Annotated in this window: 12 protein-coding genes and 1 tRNA gene; 6 read left to right on the forward strand and 7 right to left on the reverse strand. The window is 44.9% G+C overall.

The features are described from left to right. Positions 1–39: 39 nt before the first annotated feature. Complete coding sequence (gene csrD, locus D5I41_RS20735) at positions 40–2,049, reverse strand: RNase E specificity factor CsrD (protein ID WP_119011428.1); 2,010 nt, start codon at positions 2,047–2,049, stop codon at positions 40–42. Positions 2,050–2,209: 160 nt separating this feature from the next. Next, entirely contained in the window at positions 2,210–2,767 is a 558-nt protein-coding gene (locus tag D5I41_RS20740) for a single-stranded DNA-binding protein (RefSeq protein WP_119011429.1), read from the reverse strand. A 286-nt stretch (positions 2,768–3,053) separates the two neighbouring features. Between D5I41_RS20740 and D5I41_RS20745 the strand changes: the two genes are divergently transcribed. The 4 genes from D5I41_RS20745 to D5I41_RS20760 all read left to right on the forward strand — a co-directional run bounded on the left by D5I41_RS20745 (position 3,054) and on the right by D5I41_RS20760 (position 9,421). Next, a complete protein-coding gene (locus tag D5I41_RS20745) occupies positions 3,054–3,689 on the forward strand; it encodes a response regulator transcription factor (protein WP_119011430.1) in 636 nt (211 codons plus the stop codon). A 107-nt stretch (positions 3,690–3,796) separates the two neighbouring features. Continuing rightward, positions 3,797–4,675, forward strand: a complete 879-nt coding sequence (gene galU, locus D5I41_RS20750; RefSeq protein WP_017028864.1) for a UTP--glucose-1-phosphate uridylyltransferase GalU — start codon at positions 3,797–3,799, stop codon at positions 4,673–4,675. Between the two features lie 127 nt (positions 4,676–4,802). Continuing rightward, positions 4,803–7,628: an excinuclease ABC subunit UvrA gene (gene uvrA, locus D5I41_RS20755; RefSeq protein ID WP_119011431.1), complete on the forward strand. Its 2,826-nt coding sequence runs from the start codon at positions 4,803–4,805 to the stop codon at positions 7,626–7,628. 17 nt (positions 7,629–7,645) lie between these two features. Further along, positions 7,646–9,421, forward strand: a complete 1,776-nt coding sequence (locus D5I41_RS20760) for a PglL family O-oligosaccharyltransferase (RefSeq protein WP_119011432.1) — start codon at positions 7,646–7,648, stop codon at positions 9,419–9,421. On the opposite strand, the gene D5I41_RS20765 is transcribed toward D5I41_RS20760, so the two are convergent. Further along, the gene (locus tag D5I41_RS20765) at positions 9,418–10,530 is read right to left on the reverse strand and encodes a pyridoxal-phosphate-dependent aminotransferase family protein (protein ID WP_119011433.1); all 1,113 of its coding nucleotides are present in this window, start codon (positions 10,528–10,530) and stop codon (positions 9,418–9,420) included. The genes D5I41_RS20760 and D5I41_RS20765 overlap by 4 nt on opposite strands. A 289-nt stretch (positions 10,531–10,819) precedes the next feature. On the opposite strand from D5I41_RS20765, the gene lysC reads away from it, so the two are divergent. Then, positions 10,820–12,172 (forward strand): lysine-sensitive aspartokinase 3, encoded by a 1,353-nt coding sequence (lysC, locus tag D5I41_RS20770; protein WP_119011434.1) that lies wholly within the window; start codon positions 10,820–10,822, stop codon positions 12,170–12,172. Between the two features lie 62 nt (positions 12,173–12,234). Here the strand turns inward: lysC and metH are convergent, their stop codons facing one another. Further along, positions 12,235–15,903, reverse strand: coding sequence for a methionine synthase (gene metH / locus D5I41_RS20775; RefSeq protein WP_119011435.1), 3,669 nt, complete (start codon positions 15,901–15,903; stop codon positions 12,235–12,237). Positions 15,904–16,087: 184 nt separating this feature from the next. Here metH and D5I41_RS20780 point away from each other — a divergent pair, with 184 nt between their 5' ends. After that, entirely contained in the window at positions 16,088–17,380 is a 1,293-nt protein-coding gene (locus D5I41_RS20780) for a cation:proton antiporter (RefSeq protein ID WP_119011436.1), read from the forward strand. 62 nt (positions 17,381–17,442) lie between these two features. Here the strand turns inward: D5I41_RS20780 and metA are convergent, their stop codons facing one another. The 3 genes from metA to D5I41_RS20800 form a co-directional block, all read right to left on the reverse strand. Beyond that, a complete protein-coding gene (metA, locus tag D5I41_RS20785; protein ID WP_017243803.1) occupies positions 17,443–18,384 on the reverse strand; it encodes a homoserine O-acetyltransferase MetA in 942 nt (313 codons plus the stop codon). 97 nt (positions 18,385–18,481) lie between these two features. After that, positions 18,482–19,024, reverse strand: coding sequence for a hypothetical protein (locus tag D5I41_RS20790; protein ID WP_235868955.1), 543 nt, complete (start codon positions 19,022–19,024; stop codon positions 18,482–18,484). A gap of 411 nt (positions 19,025–19,435) precedes the next feature. Continuing rightward, positions 19,436–19,512 (reverse strand) — tRNA-Asp (locus tag D5I41_RS20800). Positions 19,513–19,565: the final 53 nt, after the last annotated feature.

Raw genomic sequence — 19,565 nt, forward strand, 5'->3', positions numbered from 1 at the left:
ACCACTTACCTATTCATAGGTTCCATTTAAATCTAGCAGTTAGCGGGGCACTTTATTCTTCCATCTATTCCTTCTGCTAGGAATAGTCGATATTATTTTTTTACTTTGTGAAGTCGGTGACGAAATAAAATCACTTTCCTTTGCAAAAAATCGCCCTTGACCACCATCTATACCTAAAGCAACTAATTGATTCCACTCTCGTTTTGTTTCTACACCAACCGCAATAACTTTAGTTTTGGTATTGGCACAAGCACCTATCAAGCTTCGAATATAGAGCTGGTTTTCAGAACGATTTTCAATATTACGTATTAAACTTCTATGCAACTTGAGGTAGTCCACAGCAGAATCTTTGAGATAATGAGAGCTGATAATTGTACGCCCAGCTTGATTGACAATGACCTTACACCCCAACCCAGAGAGCATCTTTAATACAGGACGCATCGCATCTAAGTAAGTCACCATAGGACCTTCCATAAACTCAAACGCCAGTCTTTTGCGCTGAGATGGAGTCAGTTGCAACAATTCGTCTCTCAACCAATTGAAGTGTGAGCGATATCTGAAAGGTTGTGCATAGAAGTTGATAGAATAACATGAATTTTGAGCATCTTTCTTCAGAAACTTTACTAAGTTTAACAAAACGTTTCTATCAAGCTGCCTCTCATAGCCCACCTGCCTAATGGCTGGGCTAAATTTAGAAGCCTTCAATATCTTGCCTTGTTCATCGAGTATCCGACTAAAGATCTCTTGGTGAATCAGGTCAACCTCTCCTGACTCATTTAATACGAAGCACGGTTGCTTAATCAGTATTAGTTTATCTGCATCCAGCTGTTTATCGAATAGCGTACGCCACCTTACGCTGCCACGCTCTGCAGATGACGTATTAACCTTATTAAAGCGACTCCAATTATTGGAACCTTCTAGCTGAGCACTTTTCAGCGCCGTCTCAACCTCATTCAAAATATCGGTTTTGCGTTCACCTTGTTGATATACCGTCATACCCGCATGCAGCCAGTTCTCAGGATCTAACCCTTCTAATGGCTCTAGCTTCGCGACTTGCTTTAATACTTGAGAAGCCAGATTTGAGAGATCTGCAGGAGATTGATTAGGAACTAGTGCGGCAAAAGTGGCTTCAAAATAGCGGGCAAACACTACATCGGGAAAACGATTAACACAGTTGGCTACTGCCTCCCCCAAGTTAACGATAAACCTGTCTTTCTGCTCTTTGCTTAAGCTATCTCGGATCTCTACCCAGTCATTCACCTGCACAACGAGCACACCACCAGCAGCGCCACTTTCGGTAAGCGTCGACTCCAGTTTGTTGTCAAATGAGAGGCGGTTGACAGCACCAGTCAATTGATCAAGGAAGGTTTGTGAGCGAATGAAGGTATCGAACCTACTACGCTCTTGTCTTGCATCTTGCAGTTCAGCAATCATCTTATCTAATGCTTCACTGGCGGTGTATGGCCACTCTAAGTGATCACCAACCGCATACTGCTCCACTCTACCGGCTAAGATCATTCGCCCGCGTTCTTCTAGCAGTTCCGAGCCTTGTAGTTGCTCACGTAACCAGCGCACACCTTGTATTAAGCAAATAGCAATCAAACCAAACGCTATTGTTAAAGACCCTAAGGCACCCACTGAATAGCTGTAGCCGATATAAGGTGGTAACACCTTCACATTGACAGTATATGAGGGGTTCAAAATAAGAGGGTTAGAGATAGAAATCAGTCGAGTTTTATCAAACTGAGCTTCAGTATCATGATAATGGAAAATGACTGAATTTGGCGTCGAGACTTCTAGCTCAATAACGTTACTGGCTTTGATTATTTTAGGGATCCAGCGACGTAGCTCACCAGTTTCAACATGCTCAAGCAGTTGTTGATCTATGACCTTAACAATGCCTTGCACGGAATGCTTGGTGTATTCCTGACCAAGCTGCTTAATAGAAAGTGCACCCCCAACGAAGAGGATGAATACAGCACTAATAACAATCATGGTCACAAAGGCAACCAAGCGCGTGCTGAGTTTTAGAGAAGGGGTTGATCGCATGAAGATTCAATCCTTGAATTTCATCAGTAATCTATAGGATATACAGGTCGGGGGTGAATGGTACTATTTTTGCCATAAAAGCAGAGGGCGGTTAAAAAAAATGGCCCCTTTAAGGGGCCATCTTGTTATTTTTCAATACCTTTTGAGTTAAAGACCGGTTTTAAAACGGAATGTCGTCGTCAAAATCCATTGGTGGCTCATTGTACTGCTGAGGAGCCTGTTGTGGCTTCTGCTGCTGTTGCTGTTGAGCTGGCTGATGGACTTGAGGTTGTTGAGGTTGACCCCAACCGCCTTGTTGCTGTTGACCACCTTGAGGTGCACCGTATTGCTGGCCACCTTGATTTTGTGCAGGAGCTTGACCACCTTGACGAGAGCCTAGTAGTTGCATCTGACCAGTAGGCCACTGAACAACAACTTCAGTTGTGTAGCGATCTTGACCTGATTGATCCTGCCACTTACGAGTTTGCAATTGGCCTTCAATGTATACTTGTGAACCTTTTTTAAGGTACTCACCTGCAATCTCAGCAGTCTTACCAAACAGAACTACACGGTGCCATTCTGTTTTCTCGCGTTGCTCGCCATTGGCTTTGTCTCGCCAAGTTTCAGAGGTAGCAATTGTAATGTTTGCAATTGCATTGCCATTTGCGGCGAAACGAACCTCAGGATCTTGTCCTAAGTTACCCATAATAATTACTTTGTTGACGCCACGGCTAGCCATGTATCGCTCCATTTGTTTCTTTATTTCGCTAATACGCCAAGCATAACACGCCTAACGGACTACTTAAATCACTAGAAAGTGTATTCGAGAACCTCACCCACTACGCAGGTACTGAGCACAAACCGACACACTTAGTTGCATTTTTTTCGGTTTATTACGCAAAATTATGCAACAAAAAGCATATTATAAGCATTCTTATTGAATAAACACGCAAAAACTAGTGCCTAGTTTCGCAAACTAAAGGAATGCAAAAGAGACTAGATGTAGGCAACAGGGAGAAAGATGTATGTATTTTGATGGAATAAATTCTCAGCTTTTTTTGCATGAGAACTGTGGTTTTGATGACAAGACGATCAAACAACTAATAAGGGCTTCTGAGATTCAACTTCACTCACTCGAAGATTGGCATCAGAGGTACAAGCCGAGTATGACACCAGTGATCTTGGTGGATTACAACGATCCTACGTTTGACCCAACCGATTTCGAGAATCCCAGCTTTCCAGGGCAAAACATCAATATGGTGATCACTCAGGCCCCCTTACACCTCAAAACTACTGATCTACTAAAATATGGCCGTCTTCGTGGCATCTTCTATAAGCAACAATCCATTGAAGAGATTGCCGCAGGTTTACGCACCCTTAGTGAAGGGAACTCTTGGTTGAGCCGCGGGGTTACCGATCAATTGCTGTCCTATTATCAATCGGTGCTGATTCGCTATGCTCCTCCACACACGATTAATCTCACTCGTCGCGAAATGGAGGTGCTTGAAGCATTGCGAATTGGCAAGTCAAATTATGGCTTAGCCGAGCAGTTGTTTATCAGTGAGCACACCATAAAATCCCATCTATACAAGATATTTCGCAAGATTAAGGTCAAGAACAGAGAAGAAGCGGTTGTATGGGCCCACCATTTCTTACCATAAAGTGACAATACTGGGTAATTTAACCAAAGTGTATTTTATATCGACGAATTGTAATGATAGAGTTAGGCGCAACAACTTTATAATAATGATTCAGTTAGGTTCCCCCCATGATTAAAAAATGTCTTTTTCCTGCCGCAGGCTACGGCACTCGCTTTCTCCCTGCGACGAAATCAATGCCAAAAGAAATGATGCCAGTGGTCAATAAGCCACTGATTGAGTACGGTGTTGAAGAAGCAATCGACGCAGGCATGGATGCAATGTGCATCGTAACCGGTCGTGGTAAGCATTCCATCATGGACCACTTTGATAAGAACTATGAACTGGAGCACCAGATTCAGGGCACCAACAAAGAAGAGTTGCTGGTTGATATTCGCGATATCATCGAATCAGCTAACTTTACCTATATCCGTCAACGTGAGATGAAGGGATTGGGTCACGCTATTTTGACGGGCCGTGAGCTAGTGGGTGATGAACCCTTCGCTGTGGTTCTTGCTGATGATTTATGTGTCAATGAAGAGCAAGGCGTTCTAGCCCAAATGGTTGCGCTGTATAAGCAGTTCCGCTGCTCTATCGTTGCCGTTCAAGAAGTACCAGAAGACGAAACTCATAAATACGGTGTTATCAAAGGCGAGATGATCAAAGACGATATCGTGCGCGTTGATGACATGGTAGAGAAACCTGAACCTGGTACAGCACCAAGTAACCTAGCAATTATCGGTCGTTACATCCTAACTCCTGATATCTTCGATCTTATCGAAGCGACAGAGCCAGGCAAAGGCGGCGAAATCCAAATCACTGATGCGCTACTTAAGCAAGCTAAAGCTGGCTGTGTTCTAGCATACAAATTCAAGGGCACTCGTTTCGACTGTGGTAGCGTTGAAGGCTACATTGAAGCAACCAACTACTGCTTCGAGAATGTGTATCTGAAAGATCAAAAAGCCACTGAGCTTGGCAAACAGTCAACGCATAAAGAACCAACGACTTAACTGTTAGGCTTTATCCAATACATAAAAACAGTGACCTAGTGTCACTGTTTTTTTATCCAGTATTTATTTGCAGGCGTATAAAGCTATGCAATACTTGGACAACGATTATGTAATTGAGCGGAATTAGATGGACACTATCGACGTTCGTGGCGCCCGAACCCACAACTTAAAAAACATCAACCTCACCATTCCAAGAGACAAGCTGACTGTCATTACTGGCCTTTCTGGCTCAGGTAAGTCTTCTTTAGCTTTCGATACCTTATATGCTGAAGGGCAACGTCGATATGTAGAGTCTCTATCTGCTTATGCCCGCCAATTCCTGTCATTGATGGAAAAGCCCGATGTGGACCACATTGAGGGTCTATCACCTGCCATCTCAATTGAACAGAAGTCGACATCCCATAACCCTCGCTCTACCGTGGGCACAATTACCGAAGTATATGATTACCTTCGTCTATTGTACGCGCGAGTGGGTGAACCTCGTTGCCCAGAGCATAAGGTTCCATTGTCTGCACAAACCATCAGCCAGATGGTAGATAAGGTCTTAGAAATGCCAGAAGGCTCTAAGATGATGCTAATGGCTCCGATTGTAAAAGAGCGCAAGGGTGAGCATGTTAAAACCTTTGAGAACCTCGCTGCGCAGGGCTTTATTCGAGCTCGTGTAGATGGCGATATCTGCGATCTTTCTGATCCACCGACTCTAGAACTCCATAAAAAACACACTATTGAGGTTATTGTTGACCGATTTAAGGTACGTAGCGATCTTAAGCAGCGACTAGCCGAATCTTTTGAAACCACACTAGAGCTATCAGGTGGCATTGCCGTAGTAGCTTCAATGGATAAGTCGGATGATGAAGAGGTCATTTTCTCTGCCAACTTTGCGTGTCCATACTGTGGCTACAGCATGCAAGAGCTTGAACCTAGACTCTTCTCTTTCAATAACCCCGCAGGTGCTTGTCACACCTGTGACGGCCTTGGTGTGCAACAATACTTTGATGAGACACGGGTCGTTCTAGATCAGAACCTAAGCATTGCCGAAGGGGCAATCAAAGGCTGGGATCAAAAGAACTACTATTACTTTCAGATGCTTAGCGCTTTAGCTGACCACTATGATTTCGATTTATATGTGCCCTTTAAGTCTTTATCAAAAAGGATCCGCGAGATCATTTTGAAGGGCTCTGGCCGAACAGAGGTCGAGTTTAAGTACATAAATGATCGTGGCGATATTCGAGTTAAGACTCACCCATTTGAAGGGATCCTTAACACCCTAGAGCGCCGCTATCGAGACACTGAATCCAACTCTGTGCGTGAAGATCTGGCTAAGTACATCTCTACTCGCTCTTGTGCAAGTTGTGATGGAACCCGCCTTCGAGAAGAAGCACGAAATGTTTTTGTTCAAGACACTCCTCTACCCAACATTGTTGAGATGAGTATTAGTGAGGCATTAGACTTTTTCGAAAGCATGAGTCTTGAGGGGCAAAAAGCCCAAATCGCCGAAAAGATCATGAAAGAAATTAATGATCGGCTGAGCTTCTTGGTCAATGTGGGTCTCAACTATTTAAATCTGTCGCGCAGTGCTGAAACTCTTTCTGGTGGTGAGGCGCAGCGTATTCGTCTTGCCAGCCAAATCGGTGCTGGACTAGTTGGCGTTATGTATGTGCTCGATGAACCCTCTATTGGATTGCATCAACGAGATAATGAGCGCCTGCTTGGAACCCTGACTCATCTGCGAGATCTCGGCAATACCGTGCTCGTCGTAGAACACGATGAAGATGCCATCCGCACTGCGGATCATATTATTGATATTGGTCCTGGCGCGGGGGTTCATGGCGGTAATGTTGTTGCAGAGGGAACCTATGAAGATATCATCAATAACCCTGAATCTTTAACCGGCCAGTACTTAAAGGGCACCAAGGAAATCGCCATTCCCAAAAAACGTACCCCTATTGATAAAGATAAGCAACTAATACTCAGTGGCGCTTCAGGCAACAACCTCAAAACGGTAGATCTTACCATCCCATGTGGTTTGTTTACTTGTGTGACGGGCGTATCAGGATCGGGCAAGTCAACTCTTATCAATGACACCTTCTTTAAGATTGCTCATCGCGAGCTTAACGGAGCAACCACCAGCAACCCTAGCCCTTACAACTCAATCAATGGCTTAGAGCACTTTGATAAGGTCATCGATATCGATCAAAGCCCAATAGGACGTACGCCAAGATCAAACCCTGCTACTTACACTGGTATCTTTACTCCAATACGAGAGCTATTTGCCGGTACGCAAGAGTCACGCTCTCGTGGCTATAAACCGGGCCGTTTTAGCTTTAACGTGAGGGGCGGTCGCTGTGAAGCATGTCAGGGTGATGGCGTGATTAAGGTAGAGATGCACTTCCTACCGGATGTATATGTCCCATGTGATTCTTGTAAAGGTAAGCGATACAACCGTGAGACCCTTGAGGTGAAATACAAGGGTAAATCTATCGATGAAGTATTGAACATGACCGTTGAAGACGCTCACGCCTTCTTTGAACCGGTGCCTGTTATTGCGCGCAAGCTCAAGACCTTGATTGATGTTGGCCTTTCGTATATTCGCCTAGGCCAAGCAGCAACAACCTTATCTGGTGGTGAGGCACAGCGCGTCAAGCTAGCGAGAGAACTGTCGAAGCGCGATACAGGTAAAACGCTGTATATTCTTGATGAGCCTACCACTGGCCTTCATTTTCATGATATACAACAGTTACTTACTGTATTGCATCGTCTTCGCGATCACGGAAACACCGTTGTAGTGATAGAACATAACCTTGATGTGATTAAAACCGCTGACTGGATCGTCGATCTTGGGCCTGAGGGTGGACAAGGTGGCGGTGAGATTGTCGCTACCGGAACACCAGAGCAAGTTGCTAAAGTGAAAGGCTCACATACCGCTCACTTTTTAAAGCCGATGCTTAAATAGAACAAAGGATACAATTCATGGCAACCCTGTTAACCACAGGTACACAACTTGAAGTAAAGGCTCCCAAAGTACCGTTTAACAGGCGTTTTCTACTGTTTATCGGGATAACCTTCCTGATAGCAACTCACTTCTTCTCCCCTAACCCTGGGGGAGCGGGACTAGCGCTTTCATTTAACCCACCTGTGTGGGGATTTTTGAGCATAGCGTTAGGCATTGCCATATATCAAATGGCGAGCAACCGTGTCATAAAGTACTCAAAGATGACGGTTGTGTTGTTTATCAGCTGCCTGTTGATGACACTGCCCATTGTATTACCCAATGCCAGTGTTGCCATTGCTTTACCAAGGCTCACAGGGTTATGGGCGGGCTTTGTTCTTTTCTTATCTTTTCAGCAGTTTCGATTTAGTAATGAAGAAAAGCAGCGATTGTTGTGGTTTATTTTATTCTCCGTCGCTATTGAAGCCGTATTCGGCTGGGTTCAGTACACCTTATTATCTGAGGGAAATCCCTTTGGTTACAATACAGTAAACAATCGCCCTTACGGTATTTTCCAACAACCTAATGTGATGGCGAGCTTTCTAGCGACAGGTCTAGCTTTATCTGGCTATCTTCTTGCTCGACAGCCTCACGATAAGTACCTAAGCTGGCGACAAAAAATCGTCTTTCTCTATGCCATTCCCCTACTCACCATTCCATTACTGGTTGTCCTTGCTTCCAGAACAGGATGGCTAGGGGCGGTAATCGCAACGGCGATGGTGACTCCTTATCTGTATCGCTTTGCATTAAAGTCACGCGCCATTATCTGGTCTGCCTGTCTAGTTACAGGTCTCGCTATTGGCGTAGGCATGACCTTTATCGGCGACAATCAATCTTTGGTCGGCGATAAAGCCGACCTAGAGAGTCCTCGAGCCTATACTTTCCCGCAAGGGCTAGACATGATGATAGAGCGACCATTGTCAGGTTATGGCTATGGTAACTTTGAGTCAGCCTATATGCTGTATACGGCTAGACAACATCAGCTCAATCCTGACTACCCTGCAGGACTTCCATCAATGGATCATCCTCACAATGAGTTACTCATTTGGGGGATTGAAGGCGGAATGATTCCACTGGTTGGGATATTTCTTGCGATGGGGTTTGTACTGTATCGCTTGTATATGGCGAGACAAGGAACACGCATTGGCATATTGTCGCTGTTTATCCCCATCGTATTGCACACCCAATTGGAATACCCCTTCTATCATTCAGCCATCCACTGGGTTTCTTTTATTGTGCTTCTGTATTGGGTTGATCAGCGAACCGCGCGCTACCGACAATTCAACTTTGGGAAGTTAAGCAAGGTTGGGTTGCGCCTTGTTAGCCTGCTACTCCCAATACTCACTGGTGTCTACATGCTCTCAGCACTGCACACCAATCAAGTATTAACGGATTTCGAGCGCTCTAAGCCAAAGAACCCAGATGTCCTCGATAGGGTGACTAACCCAATCGCATGGAAGGATCGCTATGAATGGGACATTTACAGCACACTACTTAATATTGGTATAGCCACCAATGAAAAGGCGCATATTCAAGCTTACGTGGACTGGTCTCTACCTTTCATACAGGACAAGCCTCGCCCAGCGTTGTATAAGAATTTGATTCTCGCGTATCAAGCGCTAGACCAACAGCAGATGGCTAGCGCTATTCGAAGTGAAGCGGAGTTTTTATTCCCGAAGGTCGACTTTAGCTCAATCTCCTTGAAGCGAGTTAAAGTCAGCCAAGCTAATCAAAGCAATACCGAGGGGAAGATTTAAGCTAAAACCTCTTTTAGTGCCTGCAAGCAAAGTGCGACATTTTCCTTGCGGGCACCATATCCCATCAAGCCAATACGCCACGCTTTACCAGCGAGATCCCCAAGTCCTGCACCTATTTCTAGATTATATTCATTGAGTAAACGCTGGCGCACTAACGCTTCATCAATCCCTGCTGGCACATACACGGCATTCAGCTGTGGCAATCGATACTCCTCGTCCACCACAAAGCTCATACCCAAATCAGTTAAGCCCTCTTTTAAACGTTGATGGGTATCGGCATGACGTTTCCAGGCTTGCTCTAGACCTTCTTCTTTAAGTATTAATAATGACTCATGCAGAGCATAAAGACTGTTTACTGGCGCGGTATGATGATAAGCACGTTTGCCTTCACCGCTCCAGTAGCCGAGCACTAAGCTTTGGTCCAAAAACCAACTTTGAACGGGGTGTTGTCTAGCTTCTATTTTCGCAATGGCTCTACTTGAGAAAGTCAGTGGTGATAATCCAGGGGTACAGGATAGGCACTTTTGACTCCCTGAATACACCGCATCCAGTTGCCATTCATCCACCTTTAGTGGCACGCCACCTAACGAGGTCACCGCATCGACAATCACAAGCATATCTTTACTTCGCGCAATCTTAGACAAAGCCTCAGCATCACTTAAGGCACCTGTCGAGGTTTCGGCATGCACAAAGGCAACCGCCACTGCATCTGAATGCTCTTCTACCGCGCTTTGTAGCTTTTGTGCTGATACCGGGCTTCCCCATTCATCATCAACCACAATCGCAACACCTCCGCAGCGTTCTACATTCTGTCGCATACGCTCGCCAAACACGCCATTACGACACACAATCACTTTCTCACCGGGCTCTATAAGGTTTACAAAGCAGGCTTCCATTCCGGCACTGCCAGGGGCGGACAAGGCAATAGTGAATTCATTTTCTGTTTGAAATGCGTATTTTAGCAGTGACTTTAGCTCATCCATCATCTGGATAAACAGTGGGTCTAAGTGTCCTATAGTTGGGCGGGAAAGCGCCTGTAAAACCTGTGGGGAAATATCAGATGGACCGGGGCCCATCAGTGTGCGATGCGGGGGAATGAAGCTGCGCATAGTTAAGCCTTATTCAAGGGAAAGTTCGACTAGCTTATTGCATCACTAAAAGAGCCTCAACGAGCAATACGTAGAAGTATGCGGTAGGTAAAAAAGTGACGATTTGTATACAAGCCATTGACATAATTTCGCCAAACCAGTTCAATGAAGACAAAGAGTGGATGACCAATGCAATGCGATAAGGACAAGCTCTTCTCATCTAATGCGGGGTAACTGCTTCGCATTTTATACTCACCTCTATTAGCTAGAGTGAGTATTTGCACATTTAAAGGATTAATGGAGAGACGCTGTGAGCGCAATCAACGTCGCCAAATTTGGCGGCACAAGTGTAGCAAATTTTGAGGCGATGAGCCGATGTGCGGCCATCGTAGAAAACAACCCGAGTACCAAACTCGTTGTCATCAGTGCCTGCTCAGGCGTGACCAACGTATTGGTCGAGCTTGCCAATGGCGTCGCCGATAAAGGTAAGCGTGAGCAACTTCTACAGCAATTGGTTGATATTCACTTCAGTATCATCAATCAGTTAAAACACCCTGAGGCCATCAATGATGCGATCAACGAGATCCTAACAAAGGTATCTCAGTGTGCCGAGAAAGCCAGCAGCGAGACTAGCGAGCAATTGACCGACCAATTAGTCTCTTGTGGAGAGCTAATGTCGACACACATCCTTTGCCAACTGATGAGTGAGCGCGGACATAAGACCGAGCGCTTCGATATTCGCACTGTAATGAAAACAACGTCTGTATTTGGCAATGCAGAGCCGCTACTCGACGAGATCGGCATAGCAGCACAAGCTCATCTAGTGCCACTGTTTAAAGACTCTATTGTCATTACTCAAGGGTTTATCGGCTCAGATCTAAACAACAAAACAACGACACTAGGTCGTGGTGGTAGTGACTATAGCGCCGCCTTAATTGCCGAGGCGATCTCAGCATCTGGCCTAGAAATTTGGACGGATGTACCGGGCATTTACACCACAGACCCGCGCATCGCGCCACCAGCACAACCAATCAAAGAGATCAGCTTCAGTGAAGCATCTGAGATGGCAAACTTTGGTGCTAAAATTCTGCACCCTTCTACGTTAGTACCTGCATTGCGACATAAAATCCCCGTATTTGTTGGCTCCTCTAAGGAGCCAGAACGTGGCGGTACTTGGGTAAAACAAGAAGTTGAAAGCGCACCTTTATTTAGAGCCGTTACCCTGAGAGGCAATCAAACACTGATTACTCTTAAGAGCCTTAATATGTTCCAAGCCAGTGGATTTTTGGCAAAGGTATTTACCATCTTGGCTCGTCATAAGGTATCGGTAGATCTGATTACCACCTCAGAGATCAGTGTATCACTGACGTTAGACCGCACTAATACTCAAGGTGGCGCACCGCAACTGCCTGTTGCTGCTCAACAAGAACTGGAAGAACTCTGCTCAGTTGTCGTAGAGCAGAACCTAAGCTTGGTTGCGCTTATCGGCAACAACATGGGACAAGCTAAGGGTACAGCAAAACAGATATTTGGTACCCTTGAAGACCATAATCTACGAATGATTTGCTACGGTGCAAGTAACCATAATCTGTGTTTCTTATTGCATGAATCATCAGCAAGACACGCCGTACAACAACTTCATCGACAGCTATTTGAAAGCTAAGGTTAGCTTTCAAATATTGATCAAAAAGAAGGGGCTAATTAGCCCCTTCTTTATTTTTGTTGTTAACCGTTCAAGTTAGGCCCTAGCCACTTTTCAGCCTCAGTCCAATCCCAACCTTTACGCTCTGCGTAGTCTTTAGCTTGGTCTTCTTGGATCTGTGCAATCGCGAAATAACGACAATCAGGGTGGGAGAAATACCAACCAGAAACCGATGCACCAGGCCACATTGCATAGCTCGTAGTAAGCGACATTCCAATGGTTTCCTCAACTTGCATCAAATCCCAAATTGCCTGTTTTTCGGTGTGTTCAGGACACGCCGGGTAACCTGGAGCTGGGCGTATACCTTGATACTTTTCACGGATGAGATCATCATTACCCAATTGCTCATCAGGGGCATATCCCCAGATATCCTTACGTACTTGCTGATGAAGGTACTCGGCAAAGGCTTCAGCCAAGCGATCGGCTACCGCCTGAATCATAATCGCATTGTAATCATCACCTTCCGCTTTGTAGTTATCAGCAATCTCACGCTCACCAATACCACCCGTAACAGCAAATCCACCAATCCAATCTTTAACACCACTTTCTTTAGGCGCAATGTAATCGCTCAAGCAGTAATTGAAGCCTTTCGGTTTTTTGGTTTGCTGACGAAGATTGAATAACGTCTTAGCCACAACCGTACGCGATTCATCGGTATACACCTCGATATCATCACCCACACTGTTGGCAGGGAACATTTGGCACATACCGTTTGCTTTGATGATACCGTCCGCTTCTATCATATCGAGCAAATCGTTGGCATCCTTATACAAACGCTTCGCTTCCTCACCCACTTCTTCATGCTTTAGGATGGCAGGGTATTTACCCATTAGGCTCCAAGTCATAAAGAATGGGGTCCAGTCAATATAGTCTCGCAGTACCGATACGCTCATATCTTTGACAACCACTGGCTCAAGCTGCTTTGGTTGTGGCGGAGTATAAGACTCCCAATCAATAGCCACTTTATTCTCACGCGCCTTCTCTAGAGTCACTGGCGCTGTCTTTGGTCGCTTTCTAGCGTGCTGATCACGAACGCGTTCATAGTCGAGATCTAGCTTCTCAATAAAGCCTGGCTTTTGCTCCTTAGAGAGCAGTGCAGAACATACACCTACCGCACGAGAGGCGTTGTTTACATAAACAACTGGCTGTGAGTAGTTTTGCTCTATCTTCACCGCTGTATGAGCTTTAGAAGTGGTTGCACCGCCAATCAGTAGTGGAAGATCAAACCCTTGACGCTCCATTTCTTTCGCAACGTGTACCATTTCATCCAAAGATGGGGTAATCAATCCTGACAAGCCAATGATATCAACGTTTTCTTCTTTTGCGACTTTGAGGATCTTCTCACAGGGCACCATCACGCCCAGATCGATAATTTCGTAGTTATTACACTGCAGAACCACACCCACGATGTTCTTTCCGATATCGTGAACATCGCCTTTTACCGTCGCCAACAATATCTTACCGTTGGTTTGACCCACTTCTTTTAGAGCGTCAATATAAGGTTCAAGATGACCTACCGCTTGTTTCATTACTCGAGCAGACTTTACTACCTGAGGTAAGAACATCTTACCCTCACCAAACAAGTCGCCCACTACGTTCATACCATCCATCAACGGCCCTTCAATGACCTCCAGAGGTTTAGCCGCGTTCAAACGAGCTTCTTCAGTGTCTTCGATAATAAACTCAGTAATACCTTTCACAAGGGCATGTTCCAAGCGCTTCTCTACCGACCAACCACGCCACTCAAGCGCGGCTCCATCATCTTGCGCACCCACACCGTTTTCACGATATTCACCAGCAATGTCCAGTAAACGTTCAGTGGCATCATCTCTGCGGTTCAGAACCACATCTTCCACCGCTTCTCGCAGTTTGTCAGGCACGTTATCGTAAACTTCTAGTTGACCCGCATTCACGATGCCCATATCCATACCATTTTTAAAGCAGTGGTATAGGAACACAGCATGTATGGCTTCACGAACGTAGTTGTTGCCACGGAATGAGAAGGAAACGTTGGATACACCACCTGACACCATTGCATGTGGCAGGTCGCGTTTGATATCCGCTACCGCATTGATGAAGTCAACGGCGTAGTTATTATGTTCATCAATACCCGTTGCGACGGCAAAGATGTTTGGATCAAAAATGATATCTTCAGCAGGGAAGCCAACCTCATCGACAAGGATGTTGTAGGCATTGGTACAGATCTCAATCTTGCGCTCACGAGTATCTGCCTGGCCCTGTTCATCAAACGCCATAACAATCACAGCCGCACCATAGCGACGGATTAGCTTGGCTTGTTCGATAAACTTCTCTTTGCCCTCTTTCAAAGAGATTGAGTTAACGATGCCTTTTCCTTGAATGCACTTAAGACCAGCTTCAATGACTTCCCATTTAGATGAGTCCACCATAACGGGTACTTTCGATATATCAGGCTCGGATGCACATAAGTTAAGGAAACGAACCATACATGCCTCAGCATCTAGCATCCCCTCATCCATGTTGATATCGATAATCTGAGCGCCGTTCTCTACTTGCTGACGTGCAACGTCCAAAGCTTCTTCATAGAGCTCTTCTTTGATTAATCGTTTAAAGCGAGCAGAACCAGTGACGTTAGTACGCTCACCCACGTTCAAAAATAAGGTTTCTTTAGAGATTGCCAGAGGTTCTAGGCCAGATAAGCGACACGCCGCTTTTATTTCTGGTAGTTGACGTGGTCGAGCATTCGCAACAGCTTCAGCCATCGCCTTGATATGTTCCGGTGTCGTACCACAACAACCACCCACCAAGTTCAAGAAACCTGACTCTGCCCACTCTTGAATATGCTCAGCCATGTCTTCTGGAGATAGATCATACTCACCAAAAGCATTGGGTAGACCCGCATTTGGGTGAACTGAGACGAAGGTTTCAGAAATACGCGATAACTCATCCACATAAGGGCGTAATTCGTCAGGACCTAAAGCACAGTTCAGACCGAAAGAGATTGGATTCACGTGTCTTAGAGAGTTATAGAAAGCTTCTGTCGTTTGACCAGACAAGGTACGCCCTGATGCATCGGTAATGGTTCCCGAGATCATGACTGGCAGTGTGTAGCCTAGTTCATCAAAAACAGTATCAACAGCAAATGCACATGCCTTCGCATTCAAGGTATCAAAGATGGTTTCAATTAGAATAAGGTCTGAACCCCCTTTGATAAGGGCAAGGGTGGATTTTTTGTATGCTTCTACCAATTCATCAAAGCTAACGTTTCGAAACCCAGGGTCATTAACATCAGGAGAAATAGAACAGGTACGGTTTGTTGGGCCGAGAACGCCAGCAACATAACGAGGTCTTTCGGGTGTCTTTGCCGTCCATTCATCTGCAGCTTCTCTAGCAAGCTTTGCCGCAGCAAAGTTAATCTCTTCGCTGAGATCCTCCATTTCATAATCCGCCATCGCAATGGTGGTTGAGTTGAAGGTATTGGTTTCTAAGATGTCAGCACCAGCTTCTAAATAATCACTATGAATCTGCTTGATGAGCTGTGGTTGGGTAAGAACAAGTAGGTCATTGTTCCCTTTTAGGTCACAATGCCAATCGGCAAAACGACCGCCTCGATAATCCGCTTCTTCTAGTTTTTGATTTTGAATCATGGTGCCCATACCACCATCTATCAAAAGAATGTGGTTCTTTAATTGGGCTTCTAATTGTGCTCTCATTCTGCGTCCTGCTCAGGTGTGGCATTTCCAACTTATACCCAACATCCTATCACAGAAAAATTAGATTTCTAGACGTCTAAACCATGGTAATTTTCGCTATGATGTCATCTAAGGTATAACTATATTTGATCTAGTTAACATTTTGTCTCACAGTGTTGAGGCTATTCAAACTTAGGAGAAAGGAATGGAAGCCTACCATACGCTGTGCTTTCTAGCTGCCGGGGCAGCGCTCATCGCATTAATCAACAGTAAAATCGGCAAAATGCAGACCACCATTGCGATTACAGCCGGTGCCATGTTGCTTTCGTTAGCGATTATCATCGCGGGACAAGCTGGCTGGTTTAAGCTCTCTCATGTCGCCAGTGAGACCATCGCATCAATTAACTTTGAAGACTTTTTGCTTAAGGGAATCTTAGGATTTCTATTATTTGCAGGTGGACTTGGCATCAAGCTGGATCACCTTAAAGACCAGAAATGGGAGATTACCGCCCTAGCATTAGGTGCAACCCTGTTCTCTACTTTCTTCATCGGGTTTGTGCTATTTGGCATCTGTTCTTTAATCGGCTTCAATCTAGACCTGATTTATTGCCTATTGTTCGGCGCACTGATATCACCTACCGATCCCATTGCTGTATTAGCTATTGTAAAGAAGTTAGATGCTCCACCACGCATTTCTACTCAAATTGAAGGAGAGTCCCTGTTCAATGACGGCTTTGGCTTGGTTATTTTTGTAACCCTATTTACCATTGCCTTTGGTACTGAAGCCCCTACCGTTGGTTCAGTGTCAGCATTGTTCTTCCAAGAAGCTATTGGCGGTATCGCTTACGGTTTTGTTCTCGGTCTAATCTTTCACTGGTTAATATGCACCACTGAAGATCATTCCATGGAGATGTTGCTAACCATTCTGATCCCTTCAACAGGCTATGCCGTTGCAGAACTGCTAGAGGTATCAGGGCCACTCTCAATGGTGGTATCGGGCATCATTATTGGTAACTGGACACGCAAGACTGGATTTTCAGAGGCAGGATTTAAGAATTTAGACCATTTCTGGGAATTAATTGACGAGTTCCTGAATGCGGTATTATTCCTGCTCATTGGTATGTCGATGCTGTTGTTCGAGTTCCACCACGAAGACTGGATCATGATGGTGATAGCAGTGCCCCTAGTACTTCTATCTCGTTACCTCAGCATCAGAATCAATTATGTTGGTTTCAATCGATTTAGATACTACAACCCTATGTCTGTGAAAATACTCACATGGGGCGGGCTCCGAGGCGGTCTAGCATTAGCTATGGCTCTATCTATCCCGGCAGGTATCATGGTTATTCCTGAAAAGAATATCGATGTGAAAGAGATCATCATGGTCATGACCTATTCCGTGGTCATGTTCTCTATCTTGGTTCAGGGGATGACTATCACTCCAATGATAGAAAAAGCGAAAAAGCTAGAACCCTCAAGTGAAACTGAGCAAGAGTAACCTTCTATAAACAGAAAAGGCATGCCAATGGCATGCCTTTTTTATATCAAGCGAATGACAAACTACTCTTCTGTAGTGAAGTTAGCTTCAGAAAACTTATCCAAATCGTATGGGGTTTGTTGGTAAACACAGTAATTAAGCCAGTTGCTAAACAATAAATGACCATGACTACGCCATGTTGCTCTAGGGGCATTATCTGGATTGTTATCAGGATAATAGTTAACAGGTATTGCAGGCTCCATCCCTTCAGCTAAATCTCGCACGTACTCAGTGTGCAGAGTCTTTGATTCGTATTCAGGATGTCCGGTCACAAATACATTTCGCTTATCTTTGGTAGAAGCAAGATAAACGCCTGCGGTATCTGAGGTTGCTAAGATATCAAGATCAGTATGCTCAGATAAATACTCTGGAGAAAAATCCGCATAACGCGAATGAGGTGCTAGGAAGGTATCATCAAATCCACGAAGAATTGGATGATGTTGATCTTGTGTAAAATGCTCATAGACACCCGATAGCTTTTCTTTACGAGTTCGTTTAGGAAGGTCGTAAAGCAACTTTAAACCAGCTTGTGCAGCCCAACAAACGTAAAGCGTAGAAGTCACATGCTCTTTTGCCCAGTTCATGATGGACTGCAGGTGCTCCCAATAGATGACATCTTCAAACTGAACCAAGCCCAGTGGCGCGCCGGTAATTATGAGTCCATCAAAATTACGCCCCTTTACGCCTTCAAACTGGCGGTAGAAGGTATCTAAATGCTCAGTAGGAGTGTTCTTACTTGGTCGATTATCAATACGAAGCAGTTCAACGTCGACTTGCAACGGACTATTAGAAAGCAAGCGTAGAAATTGAGTTTCAGTCTCAATCTTCTTTGGCATCAGGTTGAGCAATAGGACTCTTAGAGGACGAATCTCTTGCGATGAGGCGCGAGATTCAGACATAACAAAAATCTTCTCTCCTCTTAATACATCAGTCGCAGGTAATTGATCAGGGACTCGAATCGGCACAACTTTTCTCCTTTAAGCATCTAGACGTCCATACGTGTATTAATTCAGACTACTGTATTCACTCCTTTATGTCGAGACTGATATTGATAACTCATCTTTAATCACGAGACCATTGGAACTCTGGGCTCTCTCCTAGTCGCTCGAAGTACGTTGGATGTAGTTGTTTAAACTGGTCTTTTTTCAATTCAGCTATGTTCCACGGAGTAAAATCTATTTTGGTTGATCTGCCATTAAGCTCGAGATTCACTTGTTCTAGTGTGTGTTCACTAGATAAGTATCTAAGCTCCTTAGAGTCCGTACACGTCAACGTAATCGTTTTTTCTATATCACTGTTAACTGCCAATTGAGCTTCAACATCCTCATCGCACGCGGTGAAAATGGTCAGCTGCAATACCATGTTGTTATCCATAGTGGTATAGGCAGAGACTTCCATGGAGTGCAAAGGATACAGCTTACGCAGCAGTAGCTGATGCGTATCTTTGGTACGCGCTATTTGCACACCACTATCTAGTAGAGGGAAGCCTAGCCACTGCCAATCATAACCCGCGTCTTTATATATCAGCAGTCCGTAAAGGCTTCCAAGAGCGCTCATTAGCACTATCGAAACCATGCAGCAAAGTAGTATGAATAGCTTTTTCATTAGCTCAGATCATCGTTAGCCTTAATATAAAGGTATCACCGATATGCGATAAAAGCAGGAAAGAGAAATTAGGTTAAGAATATATAGGTGTGTGAGGGCGGCTAGTGTGAGGTTTTGCTAACAGTAAATTAGTAAGTCATAAACGTAAAAAAGCCCTAGTCTTTCGACTAGGGCTTCTTATTAGTGGCTTCGTTCACGGGACTCGAACCTGCGACCCCCGGCGTGACAGGCCGGCTTTCTTTCAAGGAATAGCTAACCAACTGAACTGCCAGTCCGCAGTAGTTTGCTAGGGGTCAGAGTAAAGCCCCAATATCTGATATAAATCAGATATTTATAGAACTTACTCTGACCTCCTTTAATTTCATTCAAATGTAAAAAAGCCCTAGTCTTTCGACTAGGGCTTTTTATTAGTGGCGGAGTGGACGGGACTCGAACCCGCGACCCCCGGCGTGACAGGCCGGTATTCTAACCAACTGAACTACCACTCCGCACCTAATTTTTATCTCTTTAAAGTCTTACTAACTGCTTCAAAGGGATTTAA

It is taken from the genome of Vibrio superstes, assembly GCF_003569005.1.
Taxonomy (GTDB): Bacteria; Pseudomonadota; Gammaproteobacteria; order Enterobacterales; family Vibrionaceae; genus Vibrio; species Vibrio superstes.

Bases quoted from the DNA above. Each gene is read 5' to 3' on its own strand.
- csrD (WP_119011428.1), bottom strand. From the start codon at position 2,049: ATGCGATCAACCCCTTCTCTAAAACTCAGCACGCGCTTGGTTGCCTTT.
- D5I41_RS20740 (WP_119011429.1), bottom strand. From the start codon at position 2,767: ATGGCTAGCCGTGGCGTCAACAAAGTAATTATTATGGGTAACTTAGGA.
- D5I41_RS20745 (WP_119011430.1), top strand. From the start codon at position 3,054: ATGTATTTTGATGGAATAAATTCTCAGCTTTTTTTGCATGAGAACTGT.
- galU (WP_017028864.1), top strand. From the start codon at position 3,797: ATGATTAAAAAATGTCTTTTTCCTGCCGCAGGCTACGGCACTCGCTTT.
- uvrA (WP_119011431.1), top strand. From the start codon at position 4,803: ATGGACACTATCGACGTTCGTGGCGCCCGAACCCACAACTTAAAAAAC.
- D5I41_RS20760 (WP_119011432.1), top strand. From the start codon at position 7,646: ATGGCAACCCTGTTAACCACAGGTACACAACTTGAAGTAAAGGCTCCC.
- D5I41_RS20765 (WP_119011433.1), bottom strand. From the start codon at position 10,530: ATGCGCAGCTTCATTCCCCCGCATCGCACACTGATGGGCCCCGGTCCA.
- metH (WP_119011435.1), bottom strand. From the start codon at position 15,903: ATGAGAGCACAATTAGAAGCCCAATTAAAGAACCACATTCTTTTGATA.
- D5I41_RS20780 (WP_119011436.1), top strand. From the start codon at position 16,088: ATGGAAGCCTACCATACGCTGTGCTTTCTAGCTGCCGGGGCAGCGCTC.
- D5I41_RS20790 (WP_235868955.1), bottom strand. From the start codon at position 19,024: ATGAAAAAGCTATTCATACTACTTTGCTGCATGGTTTCGATAGTGCTA.